The organism is Streptosporangium sp. NPDC049046 (assembly GCF_040649155.1).
Lineage (GTDB): Bacteria > Actinomycetota > Actinomycetes > Streptosporangiales > Streptosporangiaceae > Streptosporangium.
In genome coordinates this window covers 167,771-184,969 of sequence record NZ_JBEZEZ010000013.1, presented here as the reverse complement: position 1 = coordinate 184,969, position 17,199 = coordinate 167,771, and the positions used below count along the sequence as shown (strand labels likewise).

General features: G+C 71.3%; 13 protein-coding genes and 1 pseudogene. 6 read left to right on the top strand and 8 right to left on the bottom strand.

What is annotated here, in order from left to right:
• The first annotated feature begins 12 nt into the window (after positions 1 to 12).
• The gene (locus tag AB0B96_RS20485; protein ID WP_362900749.1) at positions 13 to 759 is read left to right on the top strand and encodes a hypothetical protein; all 747 of its coding nucleotides are present in this window, start codon (positions 13 to 15) and stop codon (positions 757 to 759) included.
• 163 nt (positions 760 to 922) lie between these two features.
• Here AB0B96_RS20485 and AB0B96_RS20480 read toward each other — a convergent pair whose 3' ends face one another.
• The 6 genes from AB0B96_RS20480 to AB0B96_RS20455 form a co-directional block, all read right to left on the bottom strand.
• Positions 923 to 1,573 (bottom strand): TetR/AcrR family transcriptional regulator, encoded by a 651-nt coding sequence (locus AB0B96_RS20480; RefSeq protein ID WP_362900747.1) that lies wholly within the window; start codon positions 1,571 to 1,573, stop codon positions 923 to 925.
• A gap of 345 nt (positions 1,574 to 1,918) precedes the next feature.
• Complete coding sequence (locus AB0B96_RS20475) at positions 1,919 to 2,782, bottom strand: intradiol ring-cleavage dioxygenase (RefSeq protein ID WP_350944009.1); 864 nt, start codon at positions 2,780 to 2,782, stop codon at positions 1,919 to 1,921.
• A 99-nt stretch (positions 2,783 to 2,881) separates the two neighbouring features.
• Positions 2,882 to 4,330 (bottom strand): HAMP domain-containing sensor histidine kinase, encoded by a 1,449-nt coding sequence (locus AB0B96_RS20470; protein ID WP_362900744.1) that lies wholly within the window; start codon positions 4,328 to 4,330, stop codon positions 2,882 to 2,884.
• Positions 4,327 to 5,034: a response regulator transcription factor gene (locus tag AB0B96_RS20465; protein WP_362900742.1), complete on the bottom strand. Its 708-nt coding sequence runs from the start codon at positions 5,032 to 5,034 to the stop codon at positions 4,327 to 4,329. The genes AB0B96_RS20470 and AB0B96_RS20465 overlap by 4 nt, the downstream gene beginning before the upstream one ends.
• A 43-nt stretch (positions 5,035 to 5,077) precedes the next feature.
• A complete protein-coding gene (locus AB0B96_RS20460; protein WP_362900740.1) occupies positions 5,078 to 6,604 on the bottom strand; it encodes an NAD(P)/FAD-dependent oxidoreductase in 1,527 nt (508 codons plus the stop codon).
• Between the two features lie 61 nt (positions 6,605 to 6,665).
• Entirely contained in the window at positions 6,666 to 7,568 is a 903-nt protein-coding gene (locus AB0B96_RS20455; RefSeq protein WP_362900738.1) for a LysR family transcriptional regulator, read from the bottom strand.
• Positions 7,569 to 7,638: 70 nt separating this feature from the next.
• Here AB0B96_RS20455 and AB0B96_RS20450 point away from each other — a divergent pair, with 70 nt between their 5' ends.
• The 5 genes and pseudogenes from AB0B96_RS20450 to AB0B96_RS20430 all read left to right on the top strand — a co-directional run.
• Positions 7,639 to 8,826: a putative sulfate exporter family transporter gene (locus tag AB0B96_RS20450; RefSeq protein ID WP_362900736.1), complete on the top strand. Its 1,188-nt coding sequence runs from the start codon at positions 7,639 to 7,641 to the stop codon at positions 8,824 to 8,826.
• A 123-nt stretch (positions 8,827 to 8,949) separates the two neighbouring features.
• On the top strand, positions 8,950 to 9,888 hold the full coding sequence (locus tag AB0B96_RS20445; RefSeq protein WP_362900734.1) for a pseudouridine-5'-phosphate glycosidase: 939 nt from the start codon (positions 8,950 to 8,952) through the stop codon (positions 9,886 to 9,888).
• A gap of 7 nt (positions 9,889 to 9,895) precedes the next feature.
• Entirely contained in the window at positions 9,896 to 10,846 is a 951-nt protein-coding gene (locus AB0B96_RS20440; RefSeq protein WP_350944021.1) for a sugar kinase, read from the top strand.
• Positions 10,847 to 10,910: 64 nt separating this feature from the next.
• Positions 10,911 to 12,602, top strand: a complete 1,692-nt coding sequence (locus AB0B96_RS20435; RefSeq protein WP_362900732.1) for a hypothetical protein — start codon at positions 10,911 to 10,913, stop codon at positions 12,600 to 12,602.
• Positions 12,603 to 12,998: 396 nt separating this feature from the next.
• Positions 12,999 to 14,186, top strand: a pseudogene (locus AB0B96_RS20430) (MFS transporter); the annotation flags it as partial.
• A gap of 94 nt (positions 14,187 to 14,280) precedes the next feature.
• Here the strand turns inward: AB0B96_RS20430 and AB0B96_RS20425 are convergent.
• The gene (locus AB0B96_RS20425) at positions 14,281 to 16,302 is read right to left on the bottom strand and encodes a tetratricopeptide repeat protein (RefSeq protein WP_362900730.1); all 2,022 of its coding nucleotides are present in this window, start codon (positions 16,300 to 16,302) and stop codon (positions 14,281 to 14,283) included.
• Entirely contained in the window at positions 16,299 to 17,189 is an 891-nt protein-coding gene (locus tag AB0B96_RS20420) for an SIR2 family protein (protein WP_350944250.1), read from the bottom strand. The genes AB0B96_RS20425 and AB0B96_RS20420 overlap by 4 nt, the downstream gene beginning before the upstream one ends.
• Positions 17,190 to 17,199: the final 10 nt, after the last annotated feature.

Here is a 17,199-nt window from a genome sequence, read left to right as displayed (position 1 = left end):
GAGAGGACTCCGATGTCCGAGCAGACGAGCACACCCACCTTCGCCGACCAGGTGCCGGAGACGGACTTCCCGGAGTGGGCCAGTGCCGTTCGAACCGACCTGCAGACCTATATCAAGACCCACGTGCCCGACTTGGCCAGCAAACGAGACCCTTTCGAGGCCATCGACAAAAAGCTGTCAAGCCTGACGTACGCCATCGCCTACTACGACAAGGCCGAGAGCACGGCTCGCGAGGAGTTCATCGCGTGGCTGGAGGAGAACGACACGGGCGCTTGGGGGACCTTCGTCGCCCATACGACCCGGATGGAGACGCTGAAGGCTCAGGAGAAGGAGAGGAAGGACAAGGACTCACTCGCCTCCAAAGCGCTGGAAGAGGCGCAGCGCCTGACCAGGAAGTACGGTGCGGGCGCGGGCAGAAAGGCGGGCACGGTGATCGCCGTCGTCAGCCATGCCGGGACGGGCAAGACCTGGTCGGGGACGAGCGGAGAATACTCCCTCTCCACGAAGCATCCGCTCATGGCGAAGGTCCTGACCGGCGTGAGCCAGGTCGAGGATTGGCCGATCACCGCGTGCGGAGAGGTCGCCGCGATGAACGCGTACCTCAACAGCACCGGTATCACCGAGATGGCCAAGATTCCCAAGGACATGCTCTACTTCCACGCCCAGACCTGGAACGCGACCGGCGGGAAGTGGCAGGCACGCTCCGCGTGCGGGAACTGCGACCAGTGGCTGAAGAAGATCGGCGCCAAACGGATCTGAGACCCGCTCGCGCCGGCCGCGCTCCGGCTCACCTTCCCCCCTGATCGAGGGCTGAGGAACAGGCGGTCCGCGCCGTCGCCCGGATGCGTGCCGAAGCCGTGCTCACCAGGATCAACCGAAGCCCCCGGGCCGACCGGTTCGGGGGGAGGGTCACCCGGGGACGTCAGCTCTCGGCCGGCACGTCGGGGAAGTCGGCGAGGCCGCGGCCGACCTCGCGGGCGGCGGCGACCCGGGCGTGATGGAGCATCCGGCTCCGCGACATGTTGCCGGCGTGCAGGGTGTATCGGACCACGAGGCCGTCGAGCATGCCGTCGATCCGCTCGGCCGAGCCCAGCGGGTCGTCGCAGGTGAACTCGCCCGAGGCGACACCGTCGGAGATCACCTGGCCGAGGATCTCGATCCAGGCGCCCTCAAGCTCCAGCAGGATCGCGCGGACGTGTTCCTCGCGCACCCCGACGGCCCAGGCGTCGACCCAGAGGATCCAGCTCTGGTCGGAACGGGAGGCGGGGATGTAGAAGCGCAGGACGCGGTCGAGACGCTGGAGCGCGGTGCCGGGACCGGCGACGATCTCCTTCAGCCGCTGGACCTCGGAGTCGCTGGTGCTGCGGAGCATCTCGGTGATGAGATCGTCCTTGGTGGCGAAGTGGTAGTGGATCAGCCCGCCGCTCACGTTCGTCGCCTTGGCGATGTCGGCGACGCGGGTGCTGGCCAGCCCGCGCTCCAGCACGACTCGCCTGGCGGCTTCAAGGAGCTCTGCTCGACGCTGGTCGGCCTGGTCGGCGCGGCTGCTGCGCGCCCCTCCTCCGCTATGCACGGCGCAAGACTACAGCAGCTCGGACCGCCGCTCACTACTCCTGATCAGCGGATCAGTCAATACCTGCACGCCTGTCTCATCGGCTGTATTCGGTCACCGTACGGGCGAAGAAGACGGTGACCGAATACGGGCGACCGCCGGGGCGTCGCAACGTCACCGCCGGCCTCAGCCGCGGCGGTGGAAGGGCTGGTCGGAGGCACAGGACGAACTCCCTCCTCTGCCCTCGGACGACGTTGAAGCCCGTGGAGAGCCCGCGAAGAGCCCGGTGCGGACGGCCAGGTCGCCGTGGCCGGTACGTCGCGGTGAGAGAGGCCTCGGCCATGGCCGGGGGCTGTGCTCAGAGGGTCATTTCGCGGCGGGGGCGGAGAACGTCATCACCCCGAGGTGGCCGTCGCCCTCCACGGTCAGCTTCATCAGCAGGCTGTCGTCGTAGATGGAGTCGGATTCGTTCCTCAGACGCTGCCCGGTGTGGTCGGCGTACGGCCGTGCCGCGTAGACCTGGTCGGAGACCGTCTCGTCGCAGAACATCTGGGTGGTCAGCACCCGGGAGTCGCCGATGTGCACCATCGCGTGGATGTGCACGCTACGTCCCTGATACCAGCCCGGGTAGATCGTGACGAACTCCACGATGCCGTCGGTGTTGGTGACCTGGGCGCCGCGCAGGTAGCGCTTCTCGTCGGTGGGCGTGGCGTCGGCCATGCCGTCGTCCGCTCCCGGCCCCTGGACGCCCTCTCCCTGGCCGCCGGGGCCGCCACTCGGCGGCGCGCCGGTCGGGCGCTCTCCCGTGGGGCCACCGCCCGCCGCCTGGGAGGCGCTCTCGAAACCGGAGTAGACGCCTCCCGCGTCGCAGTGCCAGATCTCCACCACCGCGCTGGGAATCGGTTCACAGGTGGCGGCGTCCAGCACCCGGATCGCCACCCGCAGCGTGCTCCCCTGCCTGTCCTCGCGGATGTCGCTGCGGATCTTGCCCGCGTCGAAGTGGTACGGCCCCTGGGTGGTCTCCTCGGTCAAAACGCACGTCGGCGCGTCCTCGAACAGCGCGGCCAGTCCGGTCGAGGAGGCGGTGGTCGGCTGAACGGTCGCGGTGCCTCCCGTCGTCGTCGCCACCTGCGTGGTGGTGCTGTCCGATCCGGCGCAGGCGGCCAGCAGCGTCCCGAGGCCCACGGTGCCGAGCCCTGCCAGAGCCGTTCTCCGGTCGATGTTCTTCATGGCGATGCCTTCCTCGTGTCGGCCCCTCGTGTCGGCCCCCACGCTCACCGCGCCCTCTGGACTCTCGCTGAGCGGGTCCTTAACGCTTGATGAGAAGCCTCACGGCGCCGCGGGAATGTGGGCGCGGGCCGAGGAGCCCGGCAGGCGGACCCGCGCCAGGATGCCGCCGCCCTCGGCGTTCCTCAGCTCCACCTCTCCCCCGGCGTCACGCACCGCCTTGGCGACGATGGCCAGCCCGAGCCCCGAGCCGGGCATGCTGCGGGCCGAGGAGGACCGCCAGAACCGGTCGAACACGTACGGCAGCTCCTCCTCCGGGATGCCGGGGCCGTGATCCCGCACGGTCAGCTCGCCGTCGCCGAGCCGCACCTGCACGGGTGCGGCCCGGTCGGCGGAGAACTTCACCGCGTTGTCCAGCAGGTTCACCACGGCCCGCTCCAGGGCCGCCTGGTCGCCCAGCAGGTACCAGGGGCTCAGCTCCACCTCGATCGAGGTGTCGGGGGCGCGCAGCCGCGCCCTGCGTACGGCCGCCTCGACGACGTCGTGGAAGGCGACCTCGACGTGCGGTTCGTGCTCGTCCTCCGACCGTGAGAGCTGCAGCAGGTCCCCGACGAGCGTGGACATCTCCTCGAACTGGGCTTTGAGGTTGGTCAGCAGCCTGCGTTTGGGAGCGGCGTCGAGAGGGCGCCCGGCGTTCTCGCTGCGCAGCAGCAGGTCGATGTTGGTGCGCAGGCTGGTGAGCGGGGTGCGCAGCTCGTGGCCCGCGTCGGCGATCAGCCGCCGCTGGCGCTCGCGGGAACCGGCCAGCGCGGTGGTCATCGCGTTGAAGGAGACCCCCAGTCTGGCGATCTCGTCGTTGCCCTCGACCGGGATCCTGGTGTCGAGGTCCTCGGTCCTGGCGACGTACTCGACGGCCTCGGTGAGGCGGCCGACGGGACGCAGCGCCGTACGGGAGACGAGCAGCCCGGCGGAGGCGGCGCCGAGCACGCCGAGCGCGGTGACTCCCGCGAGGATCCCGGCGAGCGTGGCGAGGGTGGTGCGGACCTCCTCCAGGGATCGGGACTCCATGACCGCGACACCGGGCCGGACGTTCCTCGTCAGTACCCGGACCTCCTCGCCGTCGTCGGTGACGCCGTTCCTGAACACCTGCCGGCCCGGGGGGCCGTGGGTCAGGGCCAGGTCCGCCGGGGTGACCTTGACGGGGGTGGAACCGGCCACGCACCTCTCGCCGTCGGCGTAGAGGAGCTGGATGGGCGCGAGGCGGGGCAGCGGCCTGCGACCGGGGGCCTCTCCGGGGTGATCGGGACCATCGGGGACCTTTCCGGGATGGTCGGGACCTCCCGGAACCCCCACCCCTCGCGGCCCTTCGTGGCAGTAGGGAGCGATCCACTCGATGCCCTGCGGCCGTCCCTCCAGCGAGCGCTCCACCTGCCGCAGCAGCTCGGCCTTCACCACGAACCAGCACAGCGCCGCGCACACCGCGATCGCGAGCGCCACGGCCGCCGCCACCAGCAGGGTGAGCCGGGAGCGCAGGGAGCGGCGCCCGTTCACGCGGAGGTCCGCAGCACGTATCCGACGCCCCGGACGGTGTGGATCAGCCGGGGGCGCCCGCCGATCTCGGTCTTGCGGCGCAGGTACATGACGTAGACGTCGAGGGAGTTGGAGGACGGCTCGAAGTCGAAGCCCCACACCTCGCCGAGGATCTGCTCCCGGGTGAGCACCTGGCGGGGGTGGATCATGAACAGTTCCAGCAGCAGGTACTCGGTGCGGGTCAGCTCCAGCGGCTCGCCCGCGCGGGTGACCTCGCGCCCCGCGGTGTCCATCCGCAGGTCGCCGAAGATGAGGACCCCGTCGTCTTGGGCCGTGGGGGCGCTCAGGGCGCCGCGCCGCAGCAGCGCCCGGACGCGGGCCAGCAGCTCGTCCAGCTCGAACGGCTTGACCAGGTAGTCGTCGGCCCCCGCGTCCAGGCCGGACACCCGGTCACCCACGGCGTCGCGGGCGGTGAGCATGAGCACCGGCAGGTGGTTGCCCGCCGCCCTGAGCCTGCGGCAGGCGGTCAGCCCGTCCATCCTGGGCATCATGACGTCGAGCAGGACCAGCTCGTACGGCTCCCGGTCGATCGCCTCCAGCGCCGCCTGGCCGTCCGGGGCGACGCCGACCCGGTAGCCCTCGAACTCCAGGCTGCTCTGCAGCGCCTCCCTGAGCGCGGGCTCGTCGTCCACGACCAGCACCCGCGCCGCCTCACCCTCAGCCATGACCTCCACGGTAGACGCACACCATGAGAGCGGGATGAACGCCTCAGGTGAGCGGCGCCATCGCTGCCATCGCGGCGTTGTGGCCGGGGATGCCGCTGACGCCACCGCCGCGCCTGGCGCCCGCGCCGCAGAGCAGGACGCGCTCGAAGGCGGTCTCCACGCCCCAGCCCCCCGGTTCCCCGTACGGCCAGGACAGGTCGCGGTGGAAGATGTGACCGCCGGGCAGGCCCGCCTCGTTCTCCAGGTCGACCGGGGTCTTGGCCTCCAGGCAGGGGCTGCCGTCGGGGGCGCGCAGCAGGCAGTCCTCGACGGGTTCGGCGAGCACCTCGTTCATCGAGGCGAGCGTGGCGCGCAGCGCCGCCTCGCGCGCCCCCGCCGGGTCCTCCCGGAACAGCCTGGCCGGCATGTGCAGGCCGAACAGCGTCATCGTGTGGGCTCCGCTCCGGCGCAGCTCCGGGCCGAGGATGGAGGGGTCGGTCAGCGAGTGGCAGTAGACCTCGGCAGGGGGCAGCGAGGGGATCCGTCCCGCCGACGCCTCCCGGTACGCGCGGGCGAGCCGGTCGCGGCCCTCGTTGATGTGGAACGTGCCGCTGAACGCGGCCGCGGGGTCCACGCCGGTGTCCCTCAGGCGCGGCAGCCGGGAGAGCACCATGTTGACCTTGAGCTGTGCCCCCTCGGGGGTGGCGGGCTCGGCGTCCCCGAGCAGCCGGGCGAGCACGGCGGGCGGCACGTTGGCCAGGATCCGCTCGCCCGTCACCGTGTGCTCCCCGAGGGTGTCGCGGAAGGAGACCTCACCGGAGGGGTCGACCGCGAGGACCTCGGCGCCGGTCAGGATCTCCGCCCCCGCGGCGCGGGCGGCGTCGGCGAGCGCGCCGGAGACCGCGCCCATGCCGCCGACGGGGACGTTCCAGTCGCCGGTACCGTCGCCGATCACGTGGTAGAGAAGGCAGCGGTTGGCGAGCAGGTCCGGGCCCGCGGGGTCGGCGAAGGTGCCGATGAGGGCGTCGGTGAGGACCACGCCGCGTACGGTGTCGTCGGCGAACCGCTCGTCCACCACCTCGCCGATCGGGCGTTCGAACAGGTCGCGCCAGGCCTCCTCACCGACGAGGTTCCGCGTCGCCGCGCGGTCGGCGAGGGGTTCCAGCAGCGTCGGCGCGATCCGCCGGGCCACCTCGGCGGTCATCCCGTAGAAGCGCCGCCACGCCTCCAGCTCACCGGTGCCTCCGGTGACCCGGGCGAAGGAGGCGGCCGTCCGCGCGGCGTCGCCGTTGTCGACGAGCAGCCCGGTGTCGCCCACCGGCGTGTACGAGGCGTACCTGCGCCGGCGCAACTCGATCTTGAGCCCCAGGTCGGTGACGATCTTCGAGGGCAGCAGGCTGACCAGGTAGGAGTAGCGCGAGAGCCTCGCGTCGACCCCGGGGAACGCCTGCGCCGAGACGGCGAGGCCGCCGACGTGACCGAGGCGTTCCAGGACGAGGACGCGTCGTCCGGCGCGGGCGAGGTAGGTGGCGGCGACCAGGCCGTTGTGGCCGCCTCCGACGATCACGGCTTCGTAGCGAGAGCGGAGCACGAGACCTCCCGATCGGTGATGGATGAGGTGGATGGGATGAGGTGAGGGAGCCGGTCCGGGGTCATCGCCGCTCGCGGGCGGCGGAGAGGGTGATGTCGAGGAGGGTGGCGGCGGGGCCGGTGAGGACGCGGCCGTGGCGCCACACCGCCCGCAGGCGGCGCGTGAGGTCGATGTCCTTCGTGGGCACCTCGACCAGGCGGCCGGTGGCCAGTTCGGCCTCCACCGCGTAGCCGCTGAGCACGGCCGGGGCGGCGCCCTCGCGGGCGGCGCCCTTGACCGCGGTGTTGGAGCCGAGTTCCAGCCTCGGGGGGGCGACCGTGTGGCCGGTGAGCGCGAGGTCCAGCGTCTCGCGGGTGCCCGACCCCCGCTCGCGGACGACGAGCGGGGTGGCGGCCAGCTCCGCGGCGAGCAGCGGGGTGCGACGACGCGCCCACGGATGCCCCGGCGCGACCACCACCACGAGCCTGTCGGTGGCCACCACCCGCGACACCAGCCCTGCCGGGACCGATGGCCCCTCCACGAACCCGAGCTCGATCTCCCCTCCGATCAGCCTCGCCACCTCGGCCGAGTTCTGCACGTCCAAGCCGACCTGGACCTGGGGCTCGCGATCCTGGAGCTCGCCCAGCCAGCGCGGCAGCAGGTATTCGGCCACCGTCATGCTGGCGGCGATGTGCAGGTGCGCGGCCCGGCCGTGCCGTACCGCCTCCGCCCCCCGCATGAGCTCCTCCGCCGCGGCCAGCACCTGCGCGGCCCAGGCCGAGACCATCACGCCCTGCGGGGTGAGGGTGGATCCGCGCGGGGTGCGTTCCAGCAGGGGCAGCCCGAGACGGCGTTCCAGCAGGGAGATGCGCTTGCTCACCGACGGCTGCGCGATGCCCGCGGCCCGGGCGGCCTGGCCGAGACTGCCCAGGCGTTCCACGTCGACGAGCAGGCGCAGGGATTCGAGGTCGGGCAGCTCACTCATAGCGCCAGGCTATGACCTGCCACAGAGGTGACGGCTACCGGCCTCCCGGCGTCACACCGACACTCGGGGCATGCCCGTCTCGCACTCCCCCCGTCCTGTCGGCTCCGCCACTCAGTCCCCGACGACGCCCGTACGCCCGGCACCAGGCTCGGCCGCGGCACCGACATCGGCACCGGGCGCGCGGCCCGGAACCCTCGGGGCGTTCGGGAGGCTCGCGCCGGGGCTCGGGGCCGCGATCGTCGCGGTGGTCCTGGCGACGGCCGCGACCGGGGTCGTTCCGGGGGTGAGCGCCGGCGTGATCGCGGTGTTCCTCGGGGTCGCGCTCACCAACCTCGGCGGCCTGCGCCGGTCGCTCGTCCCCGGGCTCGGGTTCGTCTCCCGCCGGGTGCTCCGCCTGGCGATCGTGCTGCTCGGCCTGCAGATCGCGTTGCCGGAGCTGCTGGCGCTCGGCTGGCGGGCGCTCGCGGTGGTCGCCGCGGCGACGGGCGTCACGTTCGCCGCGACGCGGTGGATCGGCGGCCGCCTCGGGGTGGGGCCGCACAGGTCCCTGCTGATCGCGACCGGCGTGTCCGTCTGCGGGGCGGCGGCGGTGGCCGCGATGCACGAGGTCGCCGACAGTGACGACGACGACGTGGCGGCCGCGGTCGGCGTGGTCGTCCTGTACGGCAGCGCCTCGATCGTCACGCTGCCCCTGCTCGCGGGGGCGTTGGGACTGACGTCGCGGCAGCTGGGACTGTGGGCGGGGGCCTCGGTCCACGAGGTCGCGCAGGTGGCGGCCATCGGCGCGGCGGCCGGAGCGGGTGTCCTGGTGAGCGCGGTCGCCGTCAAGCTGGCCCGGGTCGTCCTGCTCGCCCCGATCGTCGGGCTGACCTCCGTCTCCCTGCGCCGTGCCGCGACGGACCGCTCCAAGACCGGGGGCCCTCGGAACGCGGAGAGCGCCGCAGACGACGGGAACTCCAGGAGCACCGGGAGTGCCGGGAGCACCGACGGCACGCTGCGGCGCCCGCCGGTGGTGCCGCTGTTCGTCGCCGGGTTCGTCGCGGCCGTGGCTGCGCGGAGCCTGGGCGCGGTGCCGCCCGAGATCATCGAGGTGGTTCCCGGTCTCACGGCGGTGCTGCTCGCCGCCGCGCTCTTCGCCCTGGGTACCGGTGTGGATCTGAGAAAGCTCGCGCGGGGCGGGCGATCGCTGCTCCTGGGCGGGATCGCCACGGCCATCATCGGCGGGATCTCACTGTTCGGGGTGCTGGTCATTGGCTGATCTTTAAGTGGACGTCTCCCCGCAACCGCCGTAACGTGCTCTTTTTGGGGAAGACGGTGTCGTTTACACCGTTCCAAAAGCAAGCAATGATTACGACCTCGGACAAGGAGACAGAACCAGCTCATGCGTACCACCCGACAGGCCCTCTCCGGTGTGCTCCGCCCCTCGGACGAGGTGGCCGAAGCACTGGAGCGGGGTGCCCCGATCGTGGCACTGGAGTCCACGATCATCTCTCACGGCCTGCCTCAGCCCCGCAACCTCGAGGTCGCGGTGGAGCTGGAGCGGATCGTCCGGGAGACCGGGGCGGTGCCCGCGACGATCGCGGTGCTGGACGGCGTGGCGCGCATCGGCCTCGACAAGAGCGAGCTGGAGCGCGTCGCCGGCGAGCCGGGGCTTCGCAAGCTGGGCTTTCGCGACCTGCCCACCGCCGCCGCGCTCGGGGCGAGCGGGGCGACGACGGTCTCCGCCACCTCGTTCCTCGCCGCCAGGGCGGGCATCCGGGTCTTCGCCACCGGCGGCCTCGGCGGCGTGCACCGCGGCTGGACCGAGAGCCAGGACGAGTCGGCCGACCTCGACATGCTGAGCCGGACCCGCATCACCGTGGTCTGCGCGGGGGTGAAGTCGATCCTGGACGTTCCGGCCACCCTGCAGCGGCTGGAGACGCGCGGCGTCACGATCGCGGGGTTCCGCACCGACGAGTTCCCCGGCTTCTACCTGCACTCCTCCGGCGAGCCGATCGACTGGCGCATCGAGACCCCCGACGAGGCGGCGGGCATCATGCGGGCCCAGGACGCGCTCGGCGGCCCGGAGACCGCGCTCATCGTCGCCAACCCGGTGCCGCTGACCGAGCAGCTCGACCCCGGGCTGCACGACCGCGTCCTCGCCGGCGCCCTCGCCGAGGCGGAGGAGCGGCGGATCACCGGTCAGGCCATCACCCCGTTCCTCCTGGGCTACCTGGTGCGCGGCACCGACGGCGCCTCGCTGGAGGCGAACCTGGCCGCGGTACGGGGCAACGCGCGTGTCGCCGGGCAGATCGCGGCCTCCTGGAGCCGGGGAGACTGAGGGCACCGTGGCCGGAACGGGTCTGCTGATCATCGGCGACGTGGTGACCGACGTCGTCGCACTTCACGGCGGGTCCGCCAGGAGCGGTCTGGCCGTCGGGACGGACACCGCCGCCGACATCGTGCTGCGTCCCGGCGGCTCCGGCGCCAACACGGCCTCCTGGGCCGCCTGGCTGGGCGCCGACGCGCGGATCCTGACCCGGGCCGGCTTCGACACCGCCGACTGGCACGCCGCCGAGCTGCGGCGGTTCGGGGTGCGGCCGCACCTGCGGGTCGACCCCGACCGGCCCACCGCGGTGGTGATCGCCATGGTGGACGTGACCGGGGAGCGTTCCATGCTCACCAACCGGGGCGCGGGCGGACACATCGGCACGGGCGACTGGGACGAGACCCTGCTCGACGGTGTGGGTCATCTCCATCTGTCCGGATACACACTGTTCGCCGAGCCTGGGCTCCAACTTTCCCGGCTGGCGATGGCCGAGGCGTCCCTGCGCGGGGTCTCGATCAGCGTGGACCCGGCCTCGACCGGTTTCCTGCGCTCGTTCGGCGTCGAGCGGTTCGTCCGGGAGACCCTCCCCGCCCAGCTGGTCATTCCCAACCTGGACGAGGCGCTGCTGCTCACCGGCGAGACGACCCCCGAGGGGGCGGCCGAGAGTCTGAGCCTGCGCTACGGGGCCGCGGCGGTGAAGCTGGGATCCCGCGGCGCGCTGATGGCCAGGGAAGGAAAGTTGGCCGCCCGGGTTCCCGCGCTCACCACCGAGGTGGTTGACTCCATTGGAGCGGGGGACGCGTTCGCCGCCGGGCTGCTGACGGCCCTGCTGAGCGGGGCCGCCGACGAGGTCGCGCTGGACGCGGGACGCCGTGCCGGGGCGGAGGCCGTGACGGTTCTGGGTGGCCGTCCACGTGTCCTACCGTCTGATTTGGGTACCAGGGAGCTTTACCCTCTTAATGCCAATTGATAGCTTGCGGCGTAAGCTGCACCATTAGCCACACGCGTCACTTTGGGGAGGTTACGGTCCGCCGATGGATGCCGAGTCATCGATCTGCCTGAGTGATCTGGTCCCGGCCCTGCGCTGGAGCCGTCCCCAGCAGGTCGCCGAAGCCCTCGCCGACCCCCGGCTGCCCGCCGGCTGGTGGTCGTCGGTCACCCTGCCAAAGGCCCTCGGCGCCGCGGGGCTCGACTGGGTTTGCGACAGGCTGGCCCGGCTCTCGCTGTCACGCTGGGATCATCTGCCGTTGAGCGACGTGCTGCCCGCGCTGCACGTGCACACGGTCGATCCCACCCTGCCCGACTGGCCGGAGCCCGCACGCTCGGCCATCGCCGGCCTGGGCGGCTGGAGCCGCCTGCGCCGCCTGACCGCGGGAGACCTGAGCGCGCCCGCGACGCCCTCCCCGGAGATCGTGGTCACCGCCGTCTTCCGCGAGGTGCTCAGCCACGTCCCCGGGCTCGCCGAGCAGACCGCGCCGTCCGCGCCGGCCGCCGTCCACGCCCAGGTCCCGCTCCAGGAGCGCGACCAGGACCCGGCGCAGACACCCGCGCCGCGGATTCCGGCTCAGCCGTCGGCGCCGTCGGCGCCCCAGGTGCCGGTCCCCGAGCCCGCGGCCGCAGAACCGGCGGTCCCCGAACCGGCCGCCCCCGCGCCCCCGGTCAACCTCAACGACTATCCGCTGGTGCGCCTGGTCGACAACATGTTCCGCGACTGGAGCCCGCTGGAGCGCGCGGTCGCCGTGGAACGGCTCTTCGCGGTCGAGCCGATCAGCCTGCGCGCGCTCGCGCACAAGCTGAACGCCGACCGTGACGCGCTCTCGGCGGCCCAGCGCGCCGCCGAGGAACGCATCCTGCTCTGGCTGCGCTCCCCGGAGTCCGCCCCGCTCACCGGGCACATGTTCGGGCTGACCGAGTGGCTCGGCGCCGCCGCCACCAAGGACCAGCTCATCGGCGCCGACCCCGCGCACCCGATCGAGGTTCCGACCCTGCGGACCCCGCTGTGGAGGGTGCTCGTCACGCTCATGCCGGACCGGCGGCTCCAGGACGACTGGCTCGTCGTGGGCGATCTGGGCGGCCTGCGCGAGCGGACCCGCCAGCTCCTGTCGAACAAGCCGATCGACAGCGACTCGCTCAGGCTCATGGAGCACCAGCTCGGCATCCGTGCCCACTCGGCCCAGCCCTGGCTGGACGCCCTCGCCGCCGCGAGCACCGCGCAGGAGGCGGCCCTTCAGGAGGGTTCCTCCGAGGAGGTCAGGCAGCTGCCACGCCGCACCCCGGGGGCCAACGGCCACCACCACCGCGGCGGGCAGCCGATCCCGCAGGTGAACGCCGGCGCCATCGACCCCCGCGCGGCCCTGGCCACCCTGTCGGCCCTGGCGAGCGGAAACTCCAGACCGCACCTGATCACCAGCCAGCGGGCCCCGCTGCACTCGCCCGCGAGCCCGTCGTCCGACCCGGGCCGCTGGCAGCGCATCGAGGTGACCAGCGACCACCTGCGGGGCGGTCCGGTGGCCGTGCCCGAGGGATACGCCACCCGGCTGGGCATGCGTCCCGGCACGCTGCTGTCGGTCACCGGCCCCGGCGACAACGCGGTGGTCCTGGTCTGGCGGGACCACCCCGTCTTCGACTCGCTGCAGCCCGTCCTGATGCGTCTGAACGCCCGTCCCGGCGACCAGGTCTACGTCACCGTCGACGGCTACCGCCTGGACGCCCAGCTGCCCGCCTGAATCCCGCGCCTCCCCTGCCCCGGACTTGAGGAAAAGGGCCCCGGGGAGGTGGGTCAGGGCTTTCCTCGACCACTCCCGAACAGGTCACTCCCAGACATCATCGTCAGGGCGCGGAACCGGACGATCTTTCCCGGCCGCTCTTCTTCGGCGCTATGCTTTTGGGACTCAAGTGACTTGGCAACACCACTGTGACCCGTTTTGACGAACGGGCTCTCATTGGTGTTGTTTTCTATGACTTTTTGTCAAGAAATTGTCATCGTTTCTCCAACAGCGGGAGTCCGTATAGCTCTCTCCCTCCATTGCCTTGTGAGGTGTTCCCTAGAACGCGGACGGGGACGGCGGGCGACCAGGTCGCGCTGGGGCACCCGGGATCAGAGAGCGACTTCGAACTAGCCGATGAGAAAATTCGCCCGCGTCTGGCTGGGGATGACATTCTCGACCGTGGGGTCACGAGCCGTGAGTGTCGCCTATCCCCTCCTGGCATTGACTCTGACCGGTTCCCCGGTGCAAGCGGGCTGGACCAGTTTCGCGCTGACCTTCCCGATTCTGGTCTTCTACATTCCGGCGGGTGTCCTGGCGGACCGGGTGAACCCGCGCTCGCTCATGCTCCTCACCGAGACCCTGCGAGGACTGATCGTCTTCACCGTGTTCCTCGCGCTCGTCCTGGACCGCCCGTCCCTGACACACCTCCTGGCGGCCGCCTTCCTCGAGGGCACTCTGTGGGTGCTCTACTCGCTGGCGGAGACGGCGCTGATCTCGTCCCTCGTCCCAAAGGATCAGGTCTCCCTCGTGATGGCGAGGAGCGAGACGATCTCGCATATCGCAGTGCTGGCGGGCAGGCCGCTTGGAGGGTGGCTCTTCGGGGTCATGTACGCGATGTCCTTCGCGGTGAACGCGGCGCTGTTCTTCCTCGCCCTCCTCTCTCCCCTGAGCGTGGCCGGCGGCAGGACGGAGCACAGGACAGGTCGTCCGCGACTGCGGGTGCTCCGCGAGATAGCCGACGGGGTGCGAAGCCTGGCGGGACGGCACCTGCTGAGGGAGATATCCGATGGTTTCCGGGAACTGTCCAGGCACAGCTTCCTTCGCAGGGCGATGGCCGTGACCACGGTCACCAACCTGATGGTGAACGCGCTCATCATGATCTTCATCGCGGGGTCGGCGAACCTGCCCTCGCACCAGGTCGGCCTGGTCCTCGCCGCCGGAGGCCTGGGCGGCGTGGCGGGATCGGCCCTCGCCCCCTATCTCAGGCTCGAACCGAGGAACTTCACGCTCTTCGCCCAGCTGTGGATATGGGTGCTGGCGCTCTTCGTCGCGGCGTACGGGGAGAGGCCGCTCTTCTTCGGGCTCGCGATACTGCTGACCGGCTGCACCGGGGCGCTCAGCAACGTGGCCATCAGAACCTTCGAGGTCGGCACCGTCGACAAGGGCAAGCTCGGGCGGGTGATGAGCGTGCATCGGCTCGTCGCGCACGGTGCCGTGTGCGTCGCCGCCCCCCTCGGCGGGATCCTGGTCGCCGGGTTCGGCGTCCGCAGAGCGGCCGTCATCCTGACCGTCCTGATGTTCGCCGTCGCCATGGGGGTGACGTTCACGTCACTGCTGCGCCTCCACGCCCGGCTCGGTCTCGCGGGGACGACCAGGAAAGTGAGGGCGACCGGTGCCCACGTGGCCGCCCGGGCGCTCACGACGTGGCGAGCAGCCGATCCGCTTCGGCCGCGAGATGCGCAGGCAGACTGGGCGCTCTCGCCTCCCTCGCCCGCCGGGCCAGATCGGCCGCCGACGCGGCGTCACCGGTCAGGGCGTAGACGCGGGCGGCGTACAACAGCGCCGGACCATGATCTCCCGCCTCGGCCGGCACCGCCCTGACCTCCCGTTCCGCCTCGGAAAAGCGTCCCAGGACAGCCAGCGCGAGAGCGTGGGCGGCCCTGGTGGAGGGCCACTGCAGCGGCCGGACCCTATCGAGGTCGCGTAGCGCGGCCTCGGGCCGGCCGAGGCCGACGAGGATCTCACCGCGGGCGCGCAACGCCTCGGCGAGGTTCCCCTCCCTGCCCAGCACGTCGTCGAGGACGTCACGCGCCGCGTCGGGATGGCCGTCGTACCAGAGCGCCCAGGCGAGCTCGGTCTGGATGTTCATGTCATCGGGCAGGCGGCGTATCGCCGAGTACAGCTCCCGCACCGCGGCCGAAGGGCGTCCCTGGGCCAGTCGCAGCCTGCCGATCCCGGCGAGAAGGCCGCCGACCGCCGAGGTCGCCCCCAGCGACTCGAAGAGGACCGCGGCGGTGCGGTAGTGGGAGACGGCCTTCTCGAAGTCCTCGCGCCGGTGCGCGACGTTACCGAGGAAGGACTCGATCTCCGCCCGCGACCTGGTGTTGTCACCGCAGCGCTCCAGGGCCTCCTCCGCCTGCTTCGCGGCCAGCGCGAACTCCCCGTCGCGGAACGAGAGTTCGGCGGCGCGCAGGTAGTCGTCGGGGAACGACCCGCTCTCGGCCCGCACGACGAGATGGTCGTTCTGGAGGATGGGTTGGATGAGACGCTCGTGCGAGAGCTCACACCACCGAGTTCCGGCCTTGATGTCCTCACGCAGGATGTGGCGGTCGACCAGCGCCCTGACCAGCGCGTTCGGCATGCCGGCGGTGACGGTCTCCCCCTGGTAGACGACCTCGCGGGTGCCGAGCTCGGTGATGAAACAGCGGCGCAGCCAGCTCCTGAGCTCCGCGACGTCGTCCCCGAAGTGGTCACGGGCCACCTCGGAGATCATCCGCTCGGAGAAGTCGGTGAGCGAGCGGTCGGCGTTGGCGAACCTGCGGACGTGGTCGGAGGAGATGACCCGCACCTCCTCGGGCAGGGAGCGCCACATGGCCGAGCACACGACCTGCAGCTGGACGGGCTCGACCACCTTGGCGTCGGCGACGACCTCCTCGCCGAGCGCCCTGCCGACCCTGATCATGCGCAGGTCGTCCACCAGCCCCCGCGCCGCGCCGGGGGCGAACGAGCGGCCCGTCCCCTCGAGCGGCCCCTCGGTCGCCCGGACCGCGGCGGCCGTGTCGAGGGCGGTCAGTGAGAAGCGGCTTCTGGCCATGCCCGCCAGTTTCGGCTCGTGGGGCAGGATCGCGGCGAGGTGGTCCTCCCGGATCGAGACGAGCAGGCGCAGGTTCGGGTCGTCGTCCAGCGCCTCGACGAGCTGGCCGATGAACCACTCCCGGTACGGCTGGCGGTGGGCGAAGCCGCCGAAGAGCTCCTCGGCCTGGTCGATCGCGGCCAGGGTGAGCACCGGATCGCCGTACGGATCCTGGCGGGGCGGGCGCCGGCCCAGGAACTCGCGGATCGTCAGCCCCGCCAGCCGGGTGGGTGTCTCCAACGGGGACCACGACGACAGCAGCGCGAACACGTGCGGGTTGTGGCGTGAGAGCGCGGCGGAGGGGAAGGGCGAGCCGTGCGAGACCCGTCCTATCGGCAGGACGTCGGTCCTGCCCGCGTCCAGCAGCGGGAGCACCCCGGCCTGGATCAGCGAGGTCTTGCCCACGCCGGACGGCCCGTACAGCACGGTCAGGCGCCCGGCCTGCCACAGGTCGGAGACCTCGCGAGCCTCCCTGTCGCGGCCGAAGAACTTGGCGCGGTCCTCGCGGCGGAAGGCCCGCAGGCCGACGTACGGCTGGCCGGTCGCGTCGGACCTGTCGCGATCGGGGGTCACCTCGAAGGTCACGGCACCGGTCCCATCCGCCGGCGCAGCTCACGGCAGAACTCCTCCGCCGTCCCCCAGAAGATGGAGATCCGCCAGTCTTCGTAGTATCTGGCCAGCTGGCGCTGGACCTCCAGCACGTCCGCCTTCGTGCTGGCGAGCGAGGGGGCGAGCTGGACGCTCACGTGCCTGCGGCGGTTGATGCCGGGAACGGCTTTCAACAGCCCGTGGAAAAGCACGCGAAACGTCCAGTCCTGCAGGCTGTAGCCGATGAACAGCAGAGGTCTCCTGGTCAGCGCCGCGAGAATGGAGGTGGGCAGCATGCGCTGCCCACCCGCGACGCCGTCCACCGCGAGGTTGGTGAGAAACTCCAGATAGTCGTCCTCGGCCAGCACGATCGACGCCGGATCCTGCAGGTTGCCGTGCAGATGATAGATGAGCGGAGCCTCGGGCCTGGGGTTCCAGCCTGCCTCGCTGCTGAACAGATCTTCCGCGTAGGCAAGCCCTTTGTTCCATGGGCAAATTGCCACATTCGGCCTTTTTCCCACTGCTTCGAGCGAGCGCAGGATGAAGTCGTCGTAGTTCGTCGTCAGGTACACCGGAAGAGGGAAACTCGCCAGCAGGGCGTGCGGCTCAAGCGGGTCGAGGAAGTCGGGAGCTCCCCCGGCATCGAGTTCGTCGCAGATCCGCCTCTTCACATATACCGAATCCCCATATCTCATCACCGCGAACTGCGTCACCCTGGGGAGATCGTGGTCGTCGGCGAAGGGATAGTCCCATCGGCGCGCCATGTCGCGGCTCAGCGCCGTCCCCGTCGGCAGGGTGCCCACGCACGCCCCCGACCCCAGGAAGGGCGTGCAGTCTCCGCTGTTCAGCTGGTCGAGCAGGCGCTCCCACTCGGCCTCCCCCATGTCGTGCACG